General features: G+C 50.8%; 23 protein-coding genes and 2 tRNA genes. 17 read left to right on the top strand and 8 right to left on the bottom strand.

Annotation, left to right across the window (positions count from 1 at the left end; translation table 11 throughout):
• Window positions 1–103 precede the first annotated feature (103 nt).
• Window positions 104–802 (top strand): Bax inhibitor-1/YccA family protein, encoded by a 699-nt coding sequence (locus H9I36_RS12375; RefSeq protein ID WP_187385648.1) that lies wholly within the window; start codon window positions 104–106, stop codon window positions 800–802.
• An 895-nt stretch (window positions 803–1,697) separates the two neighbouring features.
• On the opposite strand, the gene H9I36_RS12370 is transcribed toward H9I36_RS12375, so the two are convergent.
• From H9I36_RS12370 to hflK, 3 genes are read right to left on the bottom strand one after another with little or no spacing between them, the layout of a single operon-like run.
• Window positions 1,698–3,434 carry a hypothetical protein gene (locus H9I36_RS12370; protein ID WP_187385647.1) on the bottom strand — a complete coding sequence of 579 codons (1,737 nt, stop codon included), beginning with the start codon at window positions 3,432–3,434 and terminating at the stop codon, window positions 1,698–1,700.
• 18 nt (window positions 3,435–3,452) lie between these two features.
• Window positions 3,453–4,439 (bottom strand): protease modulator HflC, encoded by a 987-nt coding sequence (gene hflC, locus H9I36_RS12365; protein WP_187385646.1) that lies wholly within the window; start codon window positions 4,437–4,439, stop codon window positions 3,453–3,455.
• Window positions 4,436–5,410: an FtsH protease activity modulator HflK gene (gene hflK / locus H9I36_RS12360; RefSeq protein WP_180485273.1), complete on the bottom strand. Its 975-nt coding sequence runs from the start codon at window positions 5,408–5,410 to the stop codon at window positions 4,436–4,438. Before hflK ends, hflC begins: the two co-directional genes overlap by 4 nt.
• A 99-nt stretch (window positions 5,411–5,509) precedes the next feature.
• Between hflK and H9I36_RS12355 the strand changes: the two genes are divergently transcribed.
• From H9I36_RS12355 to H9I36_RS12325, 7 genes are all read left to right on the top strand, one after another.
• A complete protein-coding gene (locus H9I36_RS12355) occupies window positions 5,510–6,163 on the top strand; it encodes a DUF4230 domain-containing protein (protein WP_187385645.1) in 654 nt (217 codons plus the stop codon).
• Between the two features lie 267 nt (window positions 6,164–6,430).
• Complete coding sequence (locus tag H9I36_RS12350) at window positions 6,431–6,610, top strand: hypothetical protein (RefSeq protein WP_187385644.1); 180 nt, start codon at window positions 6,431–6,433, stop codon at window positions 6,608–6,610.
• Window positions 6,611–6,640: 30 nt separating this feature from the next.
• The gene (gene fliF, locus H9I36_RS12345) at window positions 6,641–8,353 is read left to right on the top strand and encodes a flagellar basal-body MS-ring/collar protein FliF (protein ID WP_187385643.1); all 1,713 of its coding nucleotides are present in this window, start codon (window positions 6,641–6,643) and stop codon (window positions 8,351–8,353) included.
• Between the two features lie 4 nt (window positions 8,354–8,357).
• Window positions 8,358–9,473 carry a flagellar motor switch protein FliG gene (gene fliG / locus H9I36_RS12340; RefSeq protein WP_222864703.1) on the top strand — a complete coding sequence of 372 codons (1,116 nt, stop codon included), beginning with the start codon at window positions 8,358–8,360 and terminating at the stop codon, window positions 9,471–9,473.
• A gap of 20 nt (window positions 9,474–9,493) precedes the next feature.
• Complete coding sequence (gene fliH / locus H9I36_RS12335) at window positions 9,494–10,426, top strand: flagellar assembly protein FliH (RefSeq protein WP_187385642.1); 933 nt, start codon at window positions 9,494–9,496, stop codon at window positions 10,424–10,426.
• A 27-nt stretch (window positions 10,427–10,453) separates the two neighbouring features.
• Entirely contained in the window at window positions 10,454–11,863 is a 1,410-nt protein-coding gene (locus H9I36_RS12330; RefSeq protein ID WP_187385641.1) for a FliI/YscN family ATPase, read from the top strand.
• Window positions 11,860–12,294 carry a flagellar export protein FliJ gene (locus H9I36_RS12325; RefSeq protein WP_187385640.1) on the top strand — a complete coding sequence of 145 codons (435 nt, stop codon included), beginning with the start codon at window positions 11,860–11,862 and terminating at the stop codon, window positions 12,292–12,294. Before H9I36_RS12330 ends, H9I36_RS12325 begins: the two co-directional genes overlap by 4 nt.
• A gap of 76 nt (window positions 12,295–12,370) precedes the next feature.
• Here H9I36_RS12325 and H9I36_RS12320 read toward each other — a convergent pair whose 3' ends face one another.
• Together H9I36_RS12320 and H9I36_RS12315 are read right to left on the bottom strand one after the other, a co-directional pair.
• Complete coding sequence (locus tag H9I36_RS12320; protein ID WP_370586976.1) at window positions 12,371–14,032, bottom strand: nucleoside kinase; 1,662 nt, start codon at window positions 14,030–14,032, stop codon at window positions 12,371–12,373.
• Window position 14,033: 1 nt separating this feature from the next.
• Window positions 14,034–14,105: transfer RNA gene (locus H9I36_RS12315), tRNA-Val, on the bottom strand.
• A gap of 165 nt (window positions 14,106–14,270) precedes the next feature.
• On the opposite strand from H9I36_RS12315, the gene H9I36_RS12310 reads away from it, so the two are divergent.
• The 9 genes from H9I36_RS12310 (at window position 14,271) to H9I36_RS12270 (ending at window position 20,905) form a co-directional block, all read left to right on the top strand.
• Window positions 14,271–14,343: transfer RNA gene (locus tag H9I36_RS12310), tRNA-Lys, on the top strand.
• Between the two features lie 243 nt (window positions 14,344–14,586).
• Window positions 14,587–14,880 (top strand): 30S ribosomal protein S20, encoded by a 294-nt coding sequence (gene rpsT, locus H9I36_RS12305; RefSeq protein ID WP_187385639.1) that lies wholly within the window; start codon window positions 14,587–14,589, stop codon window positions 14,878–14,880.
• Window positions 14,881–14,966: 86 nt separating this feature from the next.
• The gene (locus H9I36_RS12300) at window positions 14,967–15,284 is read left to right on the top strand and encodes an HU family DNA-binding protein (RefSeq protein WP_187385638.1); all 318 of its coding nucleotides are present in this window, start codon (window positions 14,967–14,969) and stop codon (window positions 15,282–15,284) included.
• The gene (lnt, locus tag H9I36_RS12295) at window positions 15,281–16,903 is read left to right on the top strand and encodes an apolipoprotein N-acyltransferase (RefSeq protein ID WP_187385637.1); all 1,623 of its coding nucleotides are present in this window, start codon (window positions 15,281–15,283) and stop codon (window positions 16,901–16,903) included. Before H9I36_RS12300 ends, lnt begins: the two co-directional genes overlap by 4 nt.
• Window positions 16,903–17,328, top strand: a complete 426-nt coding sequence (locus tag H9I36_RS12290) for a bactofilin family protein (RefSeq protein WP_187385636.1) — start codon at window positions 16,903–16,905, stop codon at window positions 17,326–17,328. The genes lnt and H9I36_RS12290 overlap by 1 nt, the downstream gene beginning before the upstream one ends.
• Before the next feature lie 291 nt (window positions 17,329–17,619).
• The gene (locus H9I36_RS12285; RefSeq protein WP_021331210.1) at window positions 17,620–17,814 is read left to right on the top strand and encodes a DNA-directed RNA polymerase subunit omega; all 195 of its coding nucleotides are present in this window, start codon (window positions 17,620–17,622) and stop codon (window positions 17,812–17,814) included.
• Window positions 17,801–18,793, top strand: coding sequence for a tRNA (adenosine(37)-N6)-dimethylallyltransferase MiaA (miaA, locus tag H9I36_RS12280; protein ID WP_187385635.1), 993 nt, complete (start codon window positions 17,801–17,803; stop codon window positions 18,791–18,793). Before H9I36_RS12285 ends, miaA begins: the two co-directional genes overlap by 14 nt.
• A gap of 52 nt (window positions 18,794–18,845) precedes the next feature.
• A complete protein-coding gene (mnmA, locus tag H9I36_RS12275) occupies window positions 18,846–20,021 on the top strand; it encodes a tRNA 2-thiouridine(34) synthase MnmA (RefSeq protein ID WP_187385634.1) in 1,176 nt (391 codons plus the stop codon).
• A 92-nt stretch (window positions 20,022–20,113) separates the two neighbouring features.
• Entirely contained in the window at window positions 20,114–20,905 is a 792-nt protein-coding gene (locus H9I36_RS12270; RefSeq protein ID WP_187385633.1) for a MetQ/NlpA family ABC transporter substrate-binding protein, read from the top strand.
• Between the two features lie 60 nt (window positions 20,906–20,965).
• On the opposite strand, the gene H9I36_RS12265 is transcribed toward H9I36_RS12270, so the two are convergent.
• From H9I36_RS12265 to H9I36_RS12255, 3 genes are all read right to left on the bottom strand, one after another.
• Window positions 20,966–21,838, bottom strand: a complete 873-nt coding sequence (locus H9I36_RS12265) for a M23 family metallopeptidase (RefSeq protein WP_187385632.1) — start codon at window positions 21,836–21,838, stop codon at window positions 20,966–20,968.
• A 10-nt stretch (window positions 21,839–21,848) separates the two neighbouring features.
• The gene (locus H9I36_RS12260) at window positions 21,849–22,910 is read right to left on the bottom strand and encodes a hypothetical protein (protein ID WP_187385631.1); all 1,062 of its coding nucleotides are present in this window, start codon (window positions 22,908–22,910) and stop codon (window positions 21,849–21,851) included.
• 112 nt (window positions 22,911–23,022) lie between these two features.
• On the bottom strand, window positions 23,023–23,586 hold the full coding sequence (locus tag H9I36_RS12255; protein ID WP_187385630.1) for a hypothetical protein: 564 nt from the start codon (window positions 23,584–23,586) through the stop codon (window positions 23,023–23,025).
• Between the last annotated feature and the right edge of the window lie 256 nt (window positions 23,587–23,842).

Raw genomic sequence — 23,842 nt, 5'->3', positions numbered from 1 at the left:
ATGATTATAGCAGAAAATTATATCTTATGATACAATTCGGTTGTTATATTTATAACGGGTTCCCGTCGGGGAAAATCAACGTTGCATAGAGGAGTATACGGATATGGAACAATACGATTCGATCGGCACACGTGCACTGGAAAGCGAAAAACGGAAATTCCTTACGCGCACGTACGGATGGATGGCGCTCGCGCTTGTCATCAGTGCGGTAAGCGCATATATTACCGCGGGAAATGAAGCGCTGCTGAAACTCCTGTTCGGCGGAAGCGGTATCGGCTTTTGGGTCGTCGCGATCGGAGAGGTGGCGCTCGTGTGGTGGCTTTCGGCATCCATCCGCAAAATCTCGCCCGTTGCGGCATCGGTCGCGTTTATCGTTTATTCGGCGCTGAACGGGCTGACACTTTCATCGATCTTTCTCTACTACACCGGTACGGTGATAAGCCAAACATTCCTTGCGGCTGCGGGAATGTTCGGCGGTATGTGCTTCTACGGCGCGGTGACGAAACAGAATCTCAATTCTTTCGGACGCTATCTCATCATGGCTCTGTGGGGCATCATCATCGCTTCACTCATCAATTTATTTTTGCGCTCGTCGGGATTTTCGTGGCTCATCTCGCTCATCACCGTCGTCGTCTTCGTCGGACTTACCGCATACGATTCGCAAAAGATTTTAAGGGCGGCCGAATATTCGGACGGATCGGATACGTTCAAAAAAGCGTCGATCATCGGCGCGCTCGAACTCTACCTCGATTTTATCAATATCTTCCTCGCCCTCCTGCGCCTCTTCGGCCGCAGACGATAAAGCGCAAAAACAAAACGGCTCCTCGCGGAGCCGTGGATAAGGGGCTGTCTCAAAAGTTGGTTACTTTTTCGACAGCCCGTCGAGTTTAAAATTAAGTCTTTATATTGCAAGGACTTAATTTTAAACATCGCATATAAAATCAAGGAAGCTGTTCAAAAACTGAAGTTTTTGGACAGCCCCCGGATAAACGCACATCCGCGCGGACTGCGCCGGAGACGAACGCAAAAAAACGCCCGCCGATAAAAATGCGATGAGGCGAAAGAAAATTTTCTATCGCTCTACAATGCAATCCACAACACAAACTTAAAGATCGAAGAGACGGCGATCAAACCGATTGTTCTCGAACAGACGATTTACACGGGACACTATAACGACATTTCGATGTTGTTGAACGATAAGATCATTATCCTCGTCGAACAGCAGTCATCGATAAATGAAAATATGCCACTGCGATTTTTGGAATACATTTGCCGCTTATATGAAAAAACCGTACCGTTTGAAATTTACGTAAAAGTGTATAATTATACATACAAACAGATAGCGGAAGCAATTCAGCTGCCGGTTGAGGAAATAGAAAAACTCTCCCGATCGGTACGTCGAAAGATGCGCATATCGCATGCGTCAGAGAGCAGAAAAAAATGACGTCGGTCATAAGTAAGCGGCTTTAAAGGCGCATCATTTTTGTAAGGGCGCACGATGTCGTCCGCATATACGATGCGCCTACGCCCGACCGTAGCAACGCGGAGCGGCCACCTGAAAAGGCGGCTGGAGCGGAAGCGGAATTGCGAAGGGCGGGATCGCAAAACGGCGCCGTCCGAACAAGTATCGATAAGGAAAGCAGGCTACAGGATATAAGCCCTTGTAAAATCGGACGTCATCCGAACACGGCTCGCCCTTATTGATTTTGCTCCGCCGCTTTTTGAACAACGATGCGATCCGGTACCCACGGGTACTTTTCTTTGAGCGCGCTTGAGGCAAGGGCGGCATCTCCTTCGTATTTTTGCAGGGCGCAGATCGCGTCGGATTTGAACGCTGCGGTGTCGACGGACACATTCTCCTCTTTTTCTTCGATACCGGTGACAGCCCATCTGTGCTTTTTATACGTCAGCCTTACCGTATCGCGATTGCGCTCTACGATAAAATCGCCCGTTTCGCCGTCCGTGTGTACGGTGTAATATTCCGCCGTGTGCGCCGTTTGTGCGCCCTCGTCAATCGGTGCGCCTCCTTCGCTTCTTACCGGCATTCGTTTTTCGCACCGTTCGGGCACGCGGACTTCAAGTGAGGCTTTTCTGCCGTCGAGCGTAAAAGAAGTAATGCCGTATACGTCCCGCCTTGCCTCCGCATTGTCCTCCGAAAGGGAGGCGAACCACGTTTCCGGGGCGACGATGCCGTTTTTCGGATCGTAGGCGCTCCTCGTTTTATTTATGACGTAGATACCGCCGACGATATCGCCGTAGCGCTTGGACACTTTGCCCGAAGACATTGTGCCGACGAGTTCGACGTTTTGCGTATGTATCGCTTCGTAAAAAGCTTCGGCGACTTCAAAAGACGTAAGGCCGACGGCGGAGGGGCGGTGTCGGGCATTGCGCACCGCGCTGAAAGCAAAAAATGCGATAAGGGCCGAAGCTGCAAAACAGACCGCGATCGTTCCCGCGTTGCGTCTGAACGCGCGGCGAGCACTTATGCTTCTTTTTTTCGTTTTATAATACGCTGCGACTTTTGCGTCGAATTCGCTTTGGGGAAGGGCGGTCGGGTGCGGTACTTCTTTCAGCGTGCCGTCATCGATTCCGAGTTCGGCATAAAAAGCTTGAAGCGGGAAGGGTTTTTCTTTTTGCCCGTCCGCCGTATGCAACGTTTCCGCCGCGCCGTGTACATCGTGTGATCCGCGTGCATTTTTCCTTTCCGCTTCTACGGTACGTGCCGGAAGTTCAAGCGCGGCATCGACGCTTTCGGCAAGAGATGCATCGACTCCGTTTATGACGTGCTCGAGCTTCATATAATTTTTATCGTATTCGTCGGTGCTCCGCGCGCTCTCATCGCTTTTGTCGTAAGGCATACGCTTTGCAAGGGCGCGGTAGGCGATAACCGCCTGCGTAAAAGAAAGGGAGCCGCGCCTTTCGGAAAGCGCTTTGCTTATCCAAAAGCCCTGGAGTTTTGCATAGGATTTGCCGGTCGCACACGCTTTATCGAAGAGCGCTTGGGGCAAAAAAAGGAGCGCAGGTTTTTTTGCAAAACAGGGTGCAGTCTTTACATAGATGCCGCCCGCACCGATGTTTTCGATTTTTACGTTTTCTTTTTTCGCCTCTTCGATCACGCATACCGCCGCATACGAAGCGGCCGCTGCCGCATAGCGCTCGGCCTCTCCGCCTCTTTTCGCTTTCAAAAAGATTTCCGCAAGAGAGAGCATTTCCTCTTCTTCGCCGAACCGCCCGAAAAGGCGTACGTGCGCATCGTCTTCGTCTCCGATCGTTTTGACGCCGTCGAATTTCCATTCGGAAAACGAAAAGGTCATATCGGATCCGAAATTTTTGTCCGCGAAAGCTGCGATACCCGATTCGGAAAGTAAATTTGAAAGACGGGTTTTGGCAAATGCCGATTCGTTTAATCCCGTATCGAATATAATTTCACTCATATTATTAATTATTAATTTTTACCGTCTGCCTTCGGGCGAATACAAATATCGGAAGTAATCCATATTCGTGCTGTACGTCGCATCGCGGCCTTTAAGCGTATTCGCATACGATTCCATGCTTTTCCAAAACGCGTAAAATTCCGGATCGCGGTTGTACGCTTCGGCGTAAATGCGCGCCGCTTCCGCGTCCGCCTGTCCTTTGATCTCTTCGGCGCGGCGATACGCATCGGAAGAAATCGTGCGTTTTTCGTTTTCGAGTCGTCCGATCCACCCCGTTTTTTTCGCTTCTCCGAGCGAACGGTATGCCTGTGCGACTTGGCTACGGTCTTTTATCATGCGGTTGTATACGCTTTCGGTGAGTTCGTCCGAATATTTTATTTGCCGCGGAACGATGTCGATAACCGTGATGCCGTAGTCCGAAACGAGGGCGTTTGCGGCGGCGGTCATCTCTTCGCAGAGCGCGCCCCGTCCGCGCACGACCGCTTCGATCGTCGTATTGACGTTTACAAGCGATTCGATTTCTTTCGTCTCTTCGTCTTCCGCTGCGACGGCCTTTGCCGCGCGCTCGTTGATGATGTTCGAAGAACGCACGATTTCGCTCAATCGGTTTGCGGTGACGACCGTGCGCGTCGCCGAATCGATGATGTCGCTCAGGCGGTTGCTTGCGTTTTCGATCGTTTTAAAACTCGTGTAGAACAATTTCGGATCGGCTATCTTCCAACGGCTCGTCGTATCGACGACGATAAATTGATTTTCCTTTGTCGGGATGCGCTGCGGATCTCCGTCGATCGAAAGGATGCGCTTCGGATACGTCGTCACCATGTCGGCGGCGGGGATTTTAAAATACAATCCCGCATCGGTGCGGACTTCGGCGATGCTTCCGAATCTCGTGACGACCGCCTGATTTCCCTCTCTGACGATATAGAGCGGGCCGGACGCGAAGAAAAAAATTAACAAAAATAAAAAAACGACGATGGGCGGTACGATACGTTTGATCGATTTCATTGTGCGCCTCCTTCGGAAGCCGAAAGCTGTTTTATAGGCAGTACGTTTTGGAGCCTCCCGTCGATGAGCGTACTCTTCGTGTCGGAATTGAAAAGGGCGTCCATCGTTTCCAAATACATGCGCTCTCTTGTGACGCGCGGCGATCGCCGGTATTCTCGGTACACGGAGTTGAAGCGGGCGACGTCTCCTCTCGCGCGGTTTACGCGTTCCGCCGCATAGCCCTGCGCAACCGAAATCTGTTTGTCGGCTTCACCTTGAGCTTTCGGAATTTCGGCGTTGTACGCTTCTTTTCCTTCGTTGATAAATCGGTTCATATCCTGTATCGCTTTGTTGACGTCTTCGAAAGCATCCTGCACGCCCTCGGGCGGAACGATGTTTTGCAGTTTGACCGTCGTAACGTGTATGCCCAAACCGAGCTTTGCAAAATTGTCGTTCATCATATCGCGCGACTGCATTTCGATGTTCGTGCGTTCCGCGCTCATAATGTCGAGGATGGCGCGGTCACCGACGAGCGTATTGATCACCGAGCGGGAGATGTCGCGGATCGTACGCGTGCGGTCTTCGACGTTGAACTGCCACGCTTTCGGATCGACGATGCGGTATTGAATGATCCATTCGACGTCGACGATATTCAAATCTCCCGTGAGCATCGTGGATTCGGCGACGATGCCGTTTTGATAGCGGCTGTTCCGCTTCATTTCGATCGTTTGAAAACCGAACTGTTCCGTCTGAACGACTTGCACCGGAATATTGTAGTTTTTGTCGATGCCGAAGGGCAGCTTAAAATGCAGACCCGGGCCGACGGTTTCGACGTATTTGCCGAATCTCGTGATGACGGCCTGCTCCGTTTCATCGACGATGTAAAAATTGCTTTTTACCGCCGACGCTCCGATAAAGAGGGCGAGCAGCAGCGCATAGGACGACGGCTTTGAAAAAAAACGCCGCGCCGATTCTTTTGTTATTTTTCCCATAGTATTCCTCATTTCAACTATACCATAAAACAACAAGCGATGATATAATCGAAACGGCGGTATTGCGGGTTTTTGTAAATGTTTTTATGGGAGATTGATATGAAAGAAGAGCGCACATCGGTCGAAGAGAAAAAGCGGACTGCGCAAAGCGCGGCGAAAAAAATTATTAAAGCGGCACAGCTTCCCGTACGACGCCTTTTATTGAAAATCATCCTTGCCGCGCTTCTTTTGTGCGCACTCGGAGCCGGCGCGTATTTCGGCAGAAAAAAAATTTTCGAAATAAGGCTTACGAAAAAATATATGAGAATCGAGCGGCAGCTCGTTCTGTGCCGCGAACTCGTTACGGTAAAAGTACGCTACAGCGAAATCGTGAGTATAAAAAAAAGCGGCGCGCTCGGTGTCGCAAAAAGCTACAGCATCGTCAAATATTCCGGTGTAGCGCGTGCAGGTATTGCCGACATTACGAAGATCAAGGCGACCGTTTCGAAAGACGGAAAATCCGTTTCGATTTCGCTTCCGAAATCGGAGCTCCTCGGAAACGAAATTGCCTCTCAGGAAATCTTCGATGAAAAGCGCAGCATCTTCGTGCCGATCACGATGAAAGAAATCTTCGACGGAATCGAAGAGAGCAGAGCATCCGCCGCGGAACGCCTCGTCGCCGAAGGGCTTTTGGACGATGCGGATACGCAGGCACAGGCCGTCCTTCGCGCATCCATGACCGCGCTCGGCTTTGAAAACGTTGCGATACGCTGACGAAAACGTGTCAAACTTTCTCTTTTCAAAAATAAAAGACTATGGTATAATTTTATATATTTTGTGCCGAATGCTCGATCATAGGCTGCGATCTGCCTGCGCTGTTTCAGCGTCGCAGAATACCGCGAGTTCGGTCTTTCGGCGTTTGCGCCGTACTTGGAATGTGCGCGTCTTAAGGTAAAGATTTTAACTGCGGATAGCCGCAGTCTGTCGTTCAATAACAATGCATGCTTCATTATTAGTGGCATAAGGGGGTGTGAGCAGGTTATGAAAGGCGAAATGTTTTACGTCGTAGCGCCGGTATCGCAAGTGTGGGTCTACAAAGACAAAAAGGAAGCGGAAGCGATGGCGGAAAAGAATAACTGCAACTGCATGGGATTTGCGGATATGCAGGGATCGACAAAGCAGACGCTGCCTATGGTAACGATACGCGGAAAGGGAAAATAAGTTTTACGTATTCGTTCACGGGAGGGGTAGATGAACGAATGGCTCAAAAGGCTTACTGAATCTATACGAAATTTGTGGGCGAAAGGAACGGTCGTGCAGAAGATCGTGTTCTTTGGCCTTGTTGCGCTCGTCATCGTCGCGATCGTGCTCGCGGCGTCTCTTTCGTCGCGTCCGACGACGGTCAGGCTTTTCAATTCGCCGGTTACCGACGAGATGGCGCGGACGAGAATCCTCGACAAATTGAGCGAGCAAAACGTCGAAGCCTACGTGACCGATGACGGTTATATTTCCGTCGGAGACGAACGCACCGCGCGGCGCATGAGGGACGTGCTCATCGGAGAAGGGCTTGTTCCGTCGAACATCGATCCGTTCGCGGCGTTTTACAATCGAAGCTGGTCTACGACGGACGCCGAACAAAACGTGCGTCTGAAAAACGCGATCACGCAGACGGTAAAGCAACACCTCGAAGCGATCGACGACATAACGAAGGCCGACGTCAATATCGTTTTGCCCGACAATTCTCTGTTTATCTCCGAACAAAATCCGGTGACTGCAAGCATCATTTTGCGCGTAAAGCCTATGAGTTCTCTGCTGCAGGATCCCAGGCGCATACGCGGCATCCAAAGCCTCGTGCAGACGGCGGTCGAAGGATTGCGTCCCGAAAACATCACGATCACCGACGCCGACGGCAATGTCTTGAACGATTTCGCCGCTATGGACGCGATCGATACCGTCAATCTCGTCGCGCGCCAGCAGCGCGAAATTCAAAAGCTCGAAGCCTACTACCGCGCGCAGATTTTAAAATCGCTTCAGAGTACGTATACCGAAGACCGCCTGCGCGATTTGAATATCAAAATCGATATGGATATGTCGAAGCGTACGAGCGATTCTACGATCTACACGCCGATTCAAATCCGCGCCGACAATTCGCGCACTCCTTACGACGATTCTGAACTTCGCGATTCGCTGACGATTTCGCAGCAGACCGTTACGAAAGAGTGGCAGGGTACGGGTTTTAATCCCGAAGGGCCCGCGGGCACCGAAGGTCAGACGCCGCCCGTGTATTCGGATATGTCGAACGTCATCGGGCGTTCTACCGAAACGGGCGTTACGCAAAACAATGTCGTCAACACTACTCAGGAGCACAAAGAGACGAGCCCGCAGATAGACCGCGTTTCGGTTGCGGCGAACGTCGACGGTACGTGGACGACGCAGCTCGATCCGAAAACGCATCAGCCGGTTATCGATCCGGAAACGGGCAGGATCCGGCGCGTGTATACGCCCGTTCCGACCGATACGCTCGTGCAGACGGCGAACTATATTCAGGGAGCGGTCGGCTACGACGTGAGCAAAAATTATATCGTAACGGTGACGAATATTCCGTACGACAGAACCGCGCAATTTGCCGCAGAAGACGAAGCGTATTTTGCGGGCATCAGGCGGCGTCTTGCCTTTATGATTTCACTCGGCGCGGTTGCGCTCGTGCTCGTCCTGTTCATCGTCATCCGCCTCGTCATGCGGGAGCTCGAACGGCGGCGCCGTCTTCGCGAAGAAGAGCTTTTGCGCCAGCAGCAGGCAGCCCGCGAACAGGCGCTGTGGGATGCAAAAGAAGAGAGCGTGGGCGTTACGATGTCCGTCGAAGAGTCGCGGAGGGCGGAGCTTCAGGAAAATGCGATCGCGATGGCAAAAGAGCATCCGGAGGACGTTGCGATGCTCATACGCACGTGGCTGATGGAGGAGTGACAGTATGGCAGAAGAAGCGAAAAGCGCAGGCGCAAAGGCGAACAATCCGAAGCCCATTCCGAAGCCCGGCAGCTTAAAAACGCCGACGGCGGCAGGCGGCAAAAAAGGCATAAAAGATTACAAGAGTTTAACCGGCAGGCAAAAGGCCGCGATCTTTCTTGTGTCGCTCGGCAGCGACGTTTCCGCCGAAATCATGAAGCATCTTCGCGAAGACGAAGTCGAAACGCTGACGTTTGAAATAGCGCGTTTGGAAACGATCGATGCGGAATTTAAAGACGCCGTTCTCGAAGAATTCCAAGAGCTGATGAACGCGCAGAATTTCATTACGACCGGCGGTATAGACTATGCGCGCGAACTCCTCGAAAAATCGCTCGGAAGTCAAAAAGCGATCGACATCATCAACCGCCTTACGAGTTCGCTCCAAGTGCGCCCCTTCGATTTTATACGGAGAACCGATCCCGCGCACTTGCTGAACTTCATTCAACAGGAATACCCGCAGACGATAGCGCTCATCCTTGCGTATCTGGAACCGGGCAAAGCCGCCGTCATTCTCCAAAATCTGCCGGAAGAGATGCAGCCGGAAGTTTCGAAGCGCCTGGCGACGATGGACAGAACTTCCCCCGATGTTTTGCGCGAAGTCGAACGCGTGCTCGAAAAAAAACTTTCTACGCTTTCAAGCGAAGATTACACCGCAGCAGGCGGCGTCGACAGCATCGTAGAAATTTTGAACCTCGTCGACCGCTCTTCGGAAAAGGCGATCATCGAATCGCTTGAAGAAGAAGATCCCGATTTGGCGGAAGAGATCAAAAAGAAAATGTTCGTCTTCGAAGATATCGTTATGCTCGACGACCGCGCCATCCAAAAAGTATTGCGTGAAGTCGATACGCAGGAACTCGCAAAAGCGCTCAAATCCGTCGATACGGAAGTGCAGGATAAAATTTTCCGCAATATGTCCAAGCGCGCGGCGAGCATGTTAAAAGAAGATATGGAATTCATGGGACCGGTGCGTCTTAAAGACGTCGAAGAATCGCAGCAAAAAATCGTTTCAACGATCCGCCGTCTTGAAGATTCCGGTGAAATCGTTATCGCCCGTTCGGGTGAAGACGAACTCGTAAGCTGACGGCACTATAGAGGAAGCAGATGGCAAAAACCGTTTTCCGCCCGAATGAAGTCAAATCGCAAAAGGGCGAAGTCATGTTGAAGCTCGTCCACGAATTTAAACCGCCGGAAGAAAAAAAAGTCGAAGAGGTGCCGGAATACGACGGACCGACGGTCGACGATTTGCGGCGCGAAGCGGAAGAGTACAAAAAAAATTGGGAAGCGGAAAAACAGCGGATGCTCGACGAAGCGCAGGCATCTGCGGATGAGATCGTTCGGAAGGCGGAACAGGCGGCCTTTGCCGAAGTGAAGCGTCAAACCGACGAAGCGAATATTATTAAAGCCGATGCTCAAAAAAACGCGGAAGAGATCGTAAAAAAAGCGCAGGAGGCGGCGCAGGGCTTGATCCGCGATGCCGAGGCGCAGCAGCAAAAAGTCGAATCGGACGCGCATAAAAAAGGCTTTGACGAAGGTCACGAAAGCGGCTACCGCGACGGAGAGGCCGAAGCGAACCGTCTTATAGAGCGTATGCACTCGATGCTCGAAGCCGTCATGCACCGCCGCGAAGAGATTTTGCGCGATACCGAAACGCAGATCGTAGAACTCGTCATTTTAATGACGCGCAAAGTCGTCAAAATCATTTCCGAAAATCAAAAGAGCGTCATTATGAGCAACGTGCTTGCGGCTTTGAAGAAAGTCAAGGGAAGATGCGAAGTGACGCTCCGCGTCAACCTCGAAGACGTCAAACTCACGACGGAACACATAGACGATTTTATCAAGCGGGTCGAAAACATACGCGGCATTACGGTCGTCGAAGATTCGACGGTCGAAAAGGGCGGCTGTATCGTCGAAACTGACTTCGGTGCAATCGACGCGCGCATTTCGAGCCAGCTCAGCGAACTCGAAAACCGCGTTATGGAAATCTCGCCGGTAAAAACGCTTGCAAAATCCGACGTGATCGAACCGTCTTCCTAAATTAATAAAATCCGTGCGGGTGGGGACATGCGTTCATCGTATACGGGAGAATTCGATTTTTCAAAATACCTCAAAACGGCCGAAACGATCGATCCGATTTTATACATCGGACACGTGACGGCGGTCAACGGCCTCGAAATCGAAAGCCGCGGGCCGCGTTCGGTCATCGGTGAAATGTGTGCGATCCGCATGCCCGATTCCGCCGAAACGCTTGCAGCCGAAGTCGTCGCCCTTGACGGCACGACGGTAAAGCTCACCGCATACGGAGACACGAAGGGGCTCGAAGTCGGATGCGAAGTCGTCGCTTCGGGTTCCGTGCTGCGCGTTCCCGTCGGCTCATCGCTTTTGGGGCGCGTCATCGATGCGACGGGAAAACCCTGCGACGGACTCGGCGAAATCGTGCCGGAAACTTATTATCCTGCAGTCGCATCTCCTCCCGATCCTATGAAGCGTCTTCCCGTTGTGCGCAGGGTAGCGACGGGAGTGCGCGCGATCGACGCGATGCTCACCGTCGGCAAGGGGCAGCGGCTCGGTATCTTTGCCGGAAGCGGGGTCGGGAAATCGACGCTCATCAGTATGATAGCGCGCAACACCGACGCCGACATCAACGTTATCGGTTTGATCGGAGAGCGCGGCCGCGAAGTGCTCGATTTTATCAACCGCGATTTGGGAAAAGAAGGCTTGGCCCGTTCTGTCGTCGTTATGGCGACAAGCGATCAGCCGTCGATCTGCCGCCTGCGCGCAGCCTACGTGACGACCGCCGTCGCCGAATATTTCCGCGATAAAGGCAAAGACGTCATGCTCATGTTCGATTCCGTCACACGATTTGCACAGGCACAGCGGGAAATAGGACTTGCAAACGGCGAACCGCCTGCGCAGCGGGGCTATCCGCCGAGCGTATTCGATATGATCCCGAAGCTGCTCGAACGCGCCGGTACAAACGACAAAGGTTCCATTACCGCGTTTTATACCGTGCTCGTCGACGGAGACGATCTCAACGAACCGATCACCGACAAAGTGCGCGGAACGCTCGACGGGCACATCATATTGAACCGCCGTCTCGCACAGGCCTACCATTATCCCGCGATCGACGTGCTGCAGTCGATAAGCCGCCTCTCCAAACGCGTTACCGGCCGCCAAACGCAAAAAGCCGTCGGCATATTGCGCACTCTTATGGCCTCTTATGCGAACAACGAAATGATGATCACGACGGGTATCTATCAAAAAGGCAATTCGGCTGAAATCGATGCGGCTCTCGAAAAGCATGCCGCCATCGAAGCTTTTTTAAGGCAGGAAGAATACGAAAAGTGCCCGCTCGACGAAACTCTCAAAACGCTTTCCGAGCTTTCAGGGGTTGCGATCCCGATCGAAGAGTACGGAGAATCTCCCGTCGTTCCTCTTCCGGGCGCAGCCCAAATCGCCGAAGAATCCGAATGAAAAAATTTGCGTTTCCCCTCGAAGACGTGATGAAATACCGCGAGTATCTGCAAAACGAAGCGGAACTCGCGCTCGGTAAAGCGATGGCGGTCGAACACGATATTCAAATGCGCATCGACGAAGTCGCCTCTCAATATGCCGCCCTCGCTGCAAAGATGCGCGGCTCGACCGATTTCAACGATATAGCGCGGGCAAACGATTTTTATGCGTTCCTCGACCAGCAAAAAACTTACCTTTTGGAAAAGATGGCGGAAGCGAAGCTCGTTTCCGAGCAAAGACGCAAAGACATGCAGGAAGCGATGCAAAAAACCGAAAGCCTCCGCAAACTGCGCGATCGGCAGTTCGATGAGTACAAAGATGCCGAGATGAACGAAGCGAACGATATCGCCGACGATATGACAAATGCGCGTGCCGCGAGGGGAAGATTTTAAACAGCACATCTGTTTAACTTTGAGACTGCCGCACAGGTTATATATGGATATTATTAATTAATAATTTTTTTCGATTTTAATAATGGAATGCGCTGCCGCCGATAAATTCGCGCATAATCGAGCGCGCGGGAACGGCCGTCGGCGGAATCGGCGAAAAGTTGTATAGAAAGCTCAAAAGGCGGCATGCTTCTCCGTATTCTTTTTGCGTCGGATTGACACAACGTAAAAGCGGGTCGGCGTAGACTTTGAGGACTGCCAGCTCGTAGTCGAGGGCGGTGTTGAGCATCGCGTCGGCGTTGAGTTGAAACGGGAAAATGTGTTTTTGCTCTCCTGCCTGTACGCTCGGCCACATCGAAATCGTTTCGGCGGCGCTTTTGCCGCGGAACTGCGAGTCGCGCACAATTCTACGGATGAGGCGGTTGTCGCTCGTCGAAATGCGGTTATGGTCGTCGAGGTTCAGCTGCGTGAGTGCGGAAAGATAGATTTTGAATTTGAGTTCGTGCGGAATGCGAGATGTCAGTTTATCGTTTAAGCCGTGAATTCCTTCGATTATTAAAATTTCGTTTTCAGCGAGCTTCATCGTATTTTTGTCTTCATAATAGCGTTCGCCGCGCTGAAAGTTGTACGAGGGGATGCGCACTTCTTTTCCGTCAAAGAGGTCGAGCAGGTTGTCGTTGAGCAAATCGATGTCGAGGGCTTCAAGGCATTCGTAATCGTAATTGCCGTTTTCGTCTTTCGGATTTTTGTCGCGCCCTACGTAATAGCTGTCGAGGCTGAGCACGTGCGGCAGGTAGCCGATCGCTTGGAGTTCGAGTGCGAGCTTTTTTGCTGACGTCGTTTTGCCGGAACTCGACGGCCCTGCGATCAATACGGCACGCACCCGCTCGCGTTTTGCGATCTGGTCGGCGACATCTGCAAACTGCCGCTGCTGAAAGGTTTCGGCGATATCGATAAAATCGTTTATCTTGCGTTCATTGACGAGTTTGTTGAGAGTTGCCGCCGATGTTACGCCGATGCGTTTTCCCCATTCTTTGTAGCGGCTGTAGATTTCGAAAAGCTGCGGCTGGTCGACGAATTCGGGGAGTTCGTCGGGAGCGGACGGCTGCGGAAAGCGCAGCAAAAAACCTTTGCCGTAGGGTAGGAGACCGAAAGTTTTCAAAAAGCCCGTCGACGGAACGAGGGGACCGAAATAGAGATCGGAAAAATTGTCGAGAGAATTGATTTTGACTCGCGGCGGACAAAAATAATTCAGCTGCAGTCTCGTTTCGACTCTCCCGAGCGCTTCAAAAAGCGAAACCGCATCCGTATAGGAAACGAACTGTACGGTTATCGGAAGATTTTTTGCAACGATGAGGCGCATCTCTTTTTCGAGCGCTTCAATCTGCTCTTTATTTATCGGTTTTCCCGTTTCGAGCGTATAGTAATAGCCGCTTCCGAGACTGTGTCCGCACAAAAGGCGTGACAGCGGAAAAAGCTTGTGAGCGGCGGCTGCGAGCAGAAGGCAAAGCGAGCGGCGGTACACTTGTGCGCCGTCTTTACTCGAGTCGAGGACGGGTTCGAGATAGGAATTGATTTCGAGCGGTTTGTCGAACGGCTCGATTCCGTTGTTCACTTTTACGGCAAGGATGTGTTCGCTCTTTTCGGAAAAGTGCGAGAGCAGCGTATTGAGCGGCGTACCGGAAGGCACGCACAGCGTTTTGCCCGACGGAAAAGTGACGGAAAGCATCTGTCCCGGCATATAGGCGGTATTGGATTTGAACCAATGGCTTCTACCGTGTGAAGGTAGCACTCTACCCCTGAGTTAACCGCCCGAACGATCAAGTATCGAATATAATAAAAGATTTTAACAGGTTCGACGCATGCTGTCAAGGAAGCGATCGACAGGAAGCGATTTTGACTGCGATTATTATCAAAAAAGGTTATTGACACTTGTTGCAAAAAATAATATAGTAACCGACATACTTGCCGTACGGTTTGGGCTATTAGCTCAGTAGGTAGAGCAACGCCCTTTTAAGGCGTGGGTCTGCAGTTCGAATCTGCAATAGCTCATCTTCGCGCGCTTCGTTTTTAAGCGTGCATTGATTTTCCCCATCCTTTCCAATCCTTCCCGTCTTATCGATTGTTAATTTTCGAGAATTGAGGGGATATTCGGACGAGGCGATTTACACGGTTCTGATGTTTCGGCATTGTTGTGATAACCGTCAATATGCTGTCAACGATACGCTTGACTAAAGGGAAGCGCTTCGATACTATATGAAATATTAACATTAGGTTATTAATTGGGGGTCTCCTTTGGCAAAAAAACAGACGTCTGCGGAAAAAAGATTTAAGCAGAGCGAAGCGCGCCGCCTTCATAATAAAGCGATTAAATCGCGGTGCAAAACTGCCGTAAAACGTTTCGTTGCAGCGGTGCAGAGCAAAGAGCAAAAAACGGCGGAAGATTTATACAATCTTGTTCAAAAAGAACTGGATTCCGCGCGCAGCAAGGGCGTTTTAAAACACAATACCGTCGCGCGCAAAAAGTCCCGCATGAAAAAACTTTTCAATGTGACTTTTGCTTCTCCTGCAGAAGCGGCTGCAAAATAAGTATTGCCTGTCTCAAAAAAATTCCGGAGGAACTGTAAGCTCGGTTTCTGCCGGAGTTCTTTTTTTATCGCCGTATCGGGAATTCTATGCCTCAGAAAAAAATAACAAAATACGACCTTATCGAATCGGTGTATCGCAATACGAATTGCGAACGGCGCGTCGTTCAAGAGGTCATGGAAAATTTTCTGGGGGAGATAAAAAAATCGCTTGTCGCAGGAGCGACGATCGAACTGCGCGGATTCGGCACTTTTGAGCCGCGCCTGCGTAAGGGCAGATCCGTTGCGCGAAACCCGAAAACCGGCGAAACGCTTTCCGTCGATCCTCACTACATCGCCGCGTTCCGTTCCGGACAGGAACTCAAAAAATCGCTGTGGAATCTCAAAAAAGAGCAGGTCGAGCGATGACCCTTACGGAAAACCGTTCCGCTTCGAATCATTTTTTTATTAATGCTCTTTTAGTGCTTGCGGGTGCGGTTTTGTTCGCACTCGCGAATCCCGGTTTTATCTTTTCAAAAGGCGTTCCGCTCGTCGCATGGGTGATGTATTTTCCCGCTTTTATGCTCGTCCGCCGTTCGTCTTTTAAAACGGTGTGGCTGTGGGGCGGCGTATACGGAGCGCTTTCATACTGTTTATACGTTTCGTGGCTTATCACTTTTCACGTCGTTGCCGCCGCTGCGATAAGCGTCGAATATTTTATTTCATACGCGCTGCTCTTTGTATGCTTAAAGATCGCCGACAGGTTTTGCGGACGTCACGCGTGGATCGTCCAATGGCTCATCCTCTGTTCGCACGAATACCTGAAAACGACGGGCTTCGCGGGATTTTCGTACGGGGTTGCAGGCTATACGCAGTGGCAAAACCTCCTCCTCGTCCAAAGCGCATCTCTTTTCGGCGTGTGGGCGCTTAGCTTTCTCATCGATTTTACATCCGCGTGGTTGTACGCCGTGTATATCGGTGCGGAAACAAAAGACATCGCAGGCTTCAGAGCATCGGCAAAACGGCGCGCGCTCGGAATTGTGCTTTGGGCGTTTGCGCTCGTCGCATTCGCCGCATACGGAGGCGCGCTTCTTTCGCAAAAAAATGAAAACGGAAAATTTATTAAAATTTGCGCGGTGCAGCACAATACCGATCCGTGGCAGGGCGATATAATTTCTTACGAACGGGATGTTAAAACGCTTATGACGCTGACGGAGCGCGCGCTTTCGGAAGATCCCGACATAGCGCTTGTCGTGTGGCCCGAGACGGCCGTCGTTCCGTCGATTTTGACGCACTATGCGCTCAGACGCGACAGGAGAAGGTTCGACCTTATCAATTCGGTGCTGCACTTTATCGACGAAAAAAAAGCCGTATTCGTGATCGGAAATTTTCATTCCGTGGACACGGGCGGCACCCGCACCGACGATTACAACAGCGCTTTCGTTTTTACGCCCGGAAAAAACGTCGTACCGCCGGAGCCGGAAATCTATCGGAAAATTCATTTGGTGCCGTTTACGGAAACGGTGCCCTTTGCAAAACGGCTTCCCCGGCTCTACGATGCCCTTGAAAAAGCGGATACGCATTTATGGGCAAAAGGAAGTGAGCGTACCGTTTTTCACGCTGCGGGAATTTCGTTTTCCGTGCCGATCTGCTTTGAAGATACCTTCGGCGACGACTGCCGCCGCTTTGTCGCAAACGGCGCGCGAGCTTTCGTCAATATGTCGAACGACGCGTGGTCGAAAAGCCTGAGCTGTCAAAATCAGCACCTTGCGATGGCGGTTTTCCGCTGTGCCGAAAACCGAGTGCCCGCCGTTCGGAGTACCGCATCGGGGCAGACGTGCATCGTCGACCGCACCGGAAAGATTCTGCTCGAAGCGGAGCCGTTTACTGAAACTTATTTAACAGGCATGATGCCCGTCGCGGATGACACTGCGGGAAAAACGCTGTATAATAAAACGGGCGACGCGCTTGCGATTTTTTTTGTTGCGGCGGCTTTGCTCATGTGCATCGTATGCATTATTTTAAACGGAAAAAGAAGCAGGATATAATGGCGGAAAAACAGGACGACGAAAAAATCAATGTGACGGTATTCGGACCGGAAACGGAGTTCGACGGCGAACTCGAATTTTCGGATAAACTCATCATTACCGGAAAATTCAACGGAAAGATAAAAGCGAGCGGAGATTTGGAGATCGCAAAGGACGCGGTGTGCACCGGCGAGACGATTACAGCGCGCTCGATCATCGTGTCGGGAAGCGTTACCGGAAACCTCGAAGCTTCCGAGCGCGTTGAAATATGCAGCGGCAGCAGCGTTACGGGCGATATAACGACAGCTCGTCTTCGCATTGCAAGCGATGTCAATTTTGAAGGGCAGGTTACGATGCTCGACAAAGAGCCGGATATCGATCTGTTTTCCGTCGCATCTTCCGAATATAAAGACGCGCTCGCGCTGAAATCCGACGCGATCCATTGAGCTGAAAGCGAAACGGCGTTTTGTTCGGAAGGCACTGTTTTTACTCCGTCTTTTCGCGGAACGCGATCTGACAAAACGGGGTTTCCAAAGGGGTTTCCCCTTTGGCAGTGCGAGGAAGAAGGATGGGGTCGTAGGGGCAGGAAGAAACCCCTGCCCTGAACGGGGGTGTCGTCCTGCCCCTACAAAAAATTGCGGCGCCTTTACAACGATGTATTTTTTTTTTATAATAGAGAAGCTTTAAAAATTGCAGTTTTTAGAGGTAACTGTGCCCAATAATGTGTGAGGTAGTATATGGTATTTCCGCTTGAAGAACTCGTAAAATACAGCGACAATATTTATGAAATTACCGTTGCGGCGAGCCGACGCGCGTTTCAGATGGCAAAGGTCGAAGATCCGGAAATCGAAGAAAACGACGGTAAAGTCGTTTCTCTTGCCGCCCGCCAGCTTTTTGACGACGAAGTGACGTTTAAAATTGAACGGCAATGACGCCGCCCGTCCGGTGCTTGTCCTCTTTGCACCGACGGCTTCGGGAAAGACTGCTTTGCTGCAAACCCTGTTTGCTCGGAGCAGTCTCTCTTTTTTTAACGGGATGGCGGAAATCGTCAGCGCCGATTCGATGCAAGTGTACCGCGGTTTGGATATCGGAACGGCGAAGCCCGACGCTGCCCTTCTTTCAGAGCTCCCGCATCATCTGATCGATATATGCGATCCTCACGATTTTTTTTCAGCTGCCGATTTTGTCGCGCGTGGGGACGATGCGTGCGCGGATATTTTTTCTCGCGGCAAACTGCCGGTCGTTTCAGGCGGCACCGGTTTTTATATCCGTTCTTTTATGCTGGGCTTGCCCGATACTCCGGCAGTCGATGCGTTCCTCCGCGCAAAACTGCATGATGAAATGCAAACGCTCGGTGCCGAAAAGATGTGGGAGCGTCTTTTATCGCTCGACCCCGAAAGCGCACTCATCATCCACAAAAACGACGCATACCGCATACAGAGGGCGCTCGAAATCGTGATTGCTACGGGAAAGAAGCGGAGCTTTTTTGCCGCACGTGCGGAGCTTCGAAAGCCTTACGATTTTTGCACGATCATTCTTACGATGCCCCGCGAAACGCTGTACGAACGCATAGACGCGCGCGTGGATCAAATGTTTCGTGCGGGACTTTCCGACGAAGTGCAAAAACTCATCGATTCGGGCTGTACGGAAAAGTCGCCTGCCATGCGCGCGATCGGCTATCGCGAATGGTTTTCGCCCGGAAGCGAAGATGAAATAAAATCGCGCATCAAAGCGGCGAGCCGGGCCTATGCGAAAAAACAGTATACGTATATGCACAATATACCCGGCGCCTTTGTGTTTCCGTACGACGGGAGTGCCGAAGCTGCGCGAAAAATTGCCGAGACGGCAGTCTTACCCTTTTTGAAAAAATACGAAATGTTTCGTCACGACAAGTGCGCAAAGATTTTGTAAACAATAACAAAGGCCGCTTTTATAACTTCGCTTTTTACGCTACACTGCCCCTATGAATTATGTTACGCAAAAACTGCCGGAAGCGGGCGACACGGTCGTCGTCGGACTTTCAGGCGGCGTCGATTCGACGGTTACCGCGCTGCTCCTCAAACAAAAGGGCTGCAAGGTTATCGGCGTAACGATGTCGTTGTGGAAGGGCGATTTACCCGAACTCCCCGACGGCAAAAAATTGCGTTCTTCGTGTTACGGTACCGACAAATCGAAAGATATAGCGGACTGTGAAAAATTCTGCAATGAAAACGATATCCCGTATCGCGTCATCGACGTTAAAGACGAATATCAAAAACAAGTGATCGATTATTTTAAAGCGGAGTATCGTGCGGGAAGGACGCCGAATCCCTGCATCCGTTGCAACAGTTTTGTTAAATTCGGCGCGCTGCTCGAAGGCGTGCAAAAACAGGGCATCACCTACGATTATTTTTGTACCGGTCACTATGCGCGCATCGTGAAGCCGGAGACGGGGCTTTGGCACACCGAGGTAAAACCTGCGATGATTGCGACGGCGCTCGACAGTGCAAAAGATCAAACGTATTTTCTGTATCGAGTTCCGTCGGCGACGCTTGAAAAAGTGCGCTTTCCCCTTGCGGAGATCGAAAAAAAAGACGTGTTCCGCATCGCGAAGGAAAATAATCTTGCGGCATCGGAAAAAGCCGAAAGCCAGGATTTTATTTCTCCGGAATATTTTGAGGCTTTGTTTTCCGATAAAGAATCGATATCGGGCGATATCATCGATCTCGACGGGCGCGTCCTCGGTCGACACCGCGGTATCGAACACTATACGATAGGGCAGAGGCGGGGACTCGGCGTATCGTCGGTAAAGCCTTTGTACGTCCATTCGATCGATGCGAAAAACAATCTCGTCATCCTTTCAGGCAGCGAGGACTTGGATGCGCGCTCTCTCATTGCCGACGATTTCGTGTGGCCGGGTGATATTGCGCCGGATGCTCCGTTCGACGCCTTCGTTAAGATCCGCTTCGCTTCCCGTCCGATGCGGGCGCATGTCGAACCTTATGCATCGCATACGGGGGAGTCGTTTTCCGGAAAGCCGTACCGCATTTCGTTTGCCGAGAATGCGCACGCCGCAGCGCCGGGACAATCTGTCGTACTCTATATCGACGGTGTTATAGCAGGCGGCGGCGTTATCCGAAGCGCCGACAAAGACGCGTGAGCAATCGATTTTTCGATAATTGATATTTAACCTATTGACAAAGTAGGAAATACTTTGTATAGTCGCGATGACTGAAATCAGGAGATAACACTATGAAAAAGAGTATTTTAGCGATTGCAGCGGCCGCCGCAGTATCGGTCGGCTGCTCGAAAAAATCGGAAGCGAAAGTGCTGACTGTCGGCGCAACGCCCGAGCCGCACGCGGCGATCCTCAATCTGCTCGTCGACGATCTTGCCAAAGAAGGCGTTACACTGAAAGTGCAGGAATTCACCGACTACGTCGTGCCGAACGAAGCGGTCGAATCGGGACAGATCGATGCGAATTATTTTCAGCATCTTCCGTACATGGAGTCGTTCAACAAAGAGCGCGGCTTTCATCTCGTGAGCGTCGCAGGCATCCACATCGAACCGCTTGCGCTGTATTCGCATAAAATAAAAAGCGCGGACGATCTGAAAAACGGAGCGGTGATCGCGATTCCGAACGATCCGACAAACGAAGGACGCGCGCTGCTTTTGCTGCAGTCGAAGGGTTTAATCAAACTGGACGATAAAGCAGGTCTCACCGCCGTTCCCGCCGACATCATCGAAAATCGCTTGAATCTCAAATTCCGCGAGATCGAAGCGGCCTCCCTTCCGCGCACGCTCGACGACGTGGACGCTGCGGTTATCAACGGAAATTACGCGCTTCCCGCAGGGCTTACCGCATCGAAAGACGGACTCCTCGTCGAAGGCGCTGATTCGCCTTATGTCAACATACTCTGCGTCAAAGACGGCTTGCAAAACGATGAACGCATCAAAGCGCTTGTCAAAGCGATGACGAGTCAAAAAGTAAAAGATTACATAGCCGAACACTATCCGAACGGCGAAGTTATCGCAGTATTTTAATATCGGGGCAATCGAAAAACTTCGGTCGCTCGATTGCCTTTTTCCATCTCGTCGTTCAAATTAATAAATAGTCAAAGCATACGATGTTGCCGTCACCTCTCCCAAAATATCGGTGAGGGCGATGCCGAGCGTGTTTTTTCCCGGAGTGAGCGTCGCTTCTCCCAAAAGCTGCAGACGCTCATCGGGGTAGAGCGCTTCTTTCGGATAATTTTTCCGCCCGACGGCATAGACGACACTTCCGTTTTGAATGAGCTGGTCGTACGAGATTTCATCGGCGACGATACCGTTTACGACGACGCGCGTTTTATAAGGCATCGCAACGCTTTGGCGCTGACGGTACACGCGGTATGAGCCTGCAGGCAGCGTGCGCTGAACGAGTAAATCATAGCGCACGCCCTTGCCTTCAAGCGTGATGCCTGAAAGCGACAGCGAAAGCTCTTTGCCGATCCTCGGCATGAGGACGCGCGGATTTATCGCATTGCCGTTTGCCGTATCGATCGTTTGAAATTCGAGACTTGAACGCCCCTGCTGCCAGCCGGCGTTTCCGCTCGAACCGAAGACCGTTCCCTCCGTCGTTTTTTCCGATGAGTAGAGAGAAGCGGGAATCGTTTCTTTATCGATATTCCCGTACACCGTCATGAGATTGTCGCCGTGCGCGAGTATGACAGCGTTCCCGAGCGCCGACGGAAAAAATACCGAATCGTCGTCGTATTCGTTTATGACGGCGACGACATATCCGTTGTCGGCGGCTTTTATGTCCGACGTATCGGCGAAGATGAGAGAGGTGCTGATGATGCCGCCGCGGAGCTGGCCGAAATATGAATAAAACGTATCCGACATCACTTCATCTTGCGGCCAGTCGAACGCTCTAAGCGGCATCGCAGCAAGGAGTATCGGCGCGAGCAGTACGGCATATATCGATTTTCGTTTCATAGTTTTCCCGTTAATTTTTTGTAATCTTTATCCGCAAAATAGATGAATCTTTTCCGATAAAGAGATTTTCGCCGTCCGCGCGGATAAACGCGGTTTGCGCTGTAAATGAAAACGAGGCGCTCATCGTGTCGAATTTTTCGATCGCGTACACCGTATATTTTGTATCGTCCTTTGTCAGTACGAACACGAGGTCGCCTGCCTCTTCGAGCGAAATCGCCTGTCCTCGGATCGCAAGGTGGGAAACTTTGCCGCTTTTCGTATCGACGATGCCGAGCGTGTCTTTGTAATTGTACCACACGACCGAGCCGTCTTTGCTGAATACGACGAGACGCTGGCGAGGGTCGCTTTGCGCGATGTATTCGTGAAAGACGATCTTCGTCTGGGCATCGTATTTTTTCATCAATACGAAGCGCTGCCGGTTTTGTCCCGCAACCAATGCAATCATAGAACCGTCGGAAGAAAGGGCGGCGCCGAGAATCACTTGGTAGTCGCTTCCGCCGGGCGCAAATTTTTGGATCATCGTTCCGTCGGGGGAAAACTGCCTTACCGTTCCGTCGGCAAATCCCGCAACGCAGCCGGAAAGCGACGAATCGAAGGCGGTGATCGGAACCGTGCCGTTGTATTCCCACTTGCGCTTTCCGCCGGAATCGCACTCGAGGAACGAAGCGCCGCCTGCCGAAAATACGAAGATGCGGTCTTTATCGAAGAGCGGAAAACCGCTTTCGTTTATCGTACCGGCTTTTTCCCCGTCGGGCGTAAAAAAATCGATCGACGAACCGTAAGTGTTGTAAGGAGCATAATACCGCTCCGAAATCGCGGCTTTAAACGGAAAGGTTTCGACCGACAAAAGCGTGCCGCTTTCGGTAAAATATCCCATCGTCTGTCCGAGTTTAAAATACAACGGCTTTTCGTCTGCGGAAGCCGTTTTCGTCGGCTGCGCGTTCACATCGAGTTTCCACTGCGGTATAAACTGATACTCTGTTGCAAGCGGTTCGGCGGCTAAAATAATATATACGATGCTGAATGCGATGCCCAATAAGACATAAAAAGCGACGCCTTTTTTATGTTTCATATATGAAAAATATGCTATAATAATACGGAAAACAAGTCAATGACTTGGGCGTCCGTTCGACTGCAGCACATTCCGTTTTTTATTTTTTCCGAAACCGTTTTTTGTTATAAAGTCAAAAGCTTCCGATTGTGTTCCCGTTTTTCAGCGCGGTGAGCATTTCGCGTGTTTTAAAATCGGTTTTTTCGGCGGAGACCCTTTGTAAAATCCGCTCCGCAAACGGCTTCATACCTTTCAGCATTACCGAAAAATATCCTTTTTTACCGTCGGCGCATTTTATGACAAACCATTGCATTCCATGCGAATACTTTATATTGACAATCGAATTCCATTCCATTTTAATTTTTTTAAAATTTATTTTTCTGTAGATTATCGCGTGTTCATCGTATGTATAGTTTTCGATAAAATACATGTAGACGAGAAAGAGACCGAGCAAGGCGAAAACCGAAAACAGTATCGTCGTTGCCGCCGACTCCGTTCCGTTCGGAAAGAGATTTGAAAACAATGCGAATCCGGCGAAGATCAGAAAATCGATAAGCCCGATGATAAAAATATACATCGGCAATTTTAATGTGTTGCCGGTGTTCGTGTCCAAGTCTTTTTTCTTGCTGCGCTTCATCAAAAAGAAAATAAACGATATCAGGATACCGGTAATAACCGGTCGGATTATGTCGCTCATATTTACTCCCGTAAAAATTTGTGTTTTGTTAAAGATATTGTCAAAGACAATGTTATAACATTCGGATCTGCATTCGTGTCGACAATCAAAAATCGATCTTCGTATATCCCTGCTTCAAGCATATTTTCGATGCGCCTTTTCATCGGTGTCTTGCAAAAACGGCAAACGAATTATATAACCTTAGCATAAATTTATCAATCAATCTTTCAAGTCCGGAATTTCGGAATACTCTTTTTCCATCTTTTTGAGAAGTTTC

This window comes from Treponema sp. Marseille-Q4130 (assembly GCF_014334325.1).
In the GTDB taxonomy this organism is placed as follows: domain Bacteria; phylum Spirochaetota; class Spirochaetia; order Treponematales; family Treponemataceae; genus Treponema_D.
The sequence above is the reverse complement of the archived record's forward strand: the minus strand, read 5'-3'. Positions and strand labels throughout refer to the sequence as shown.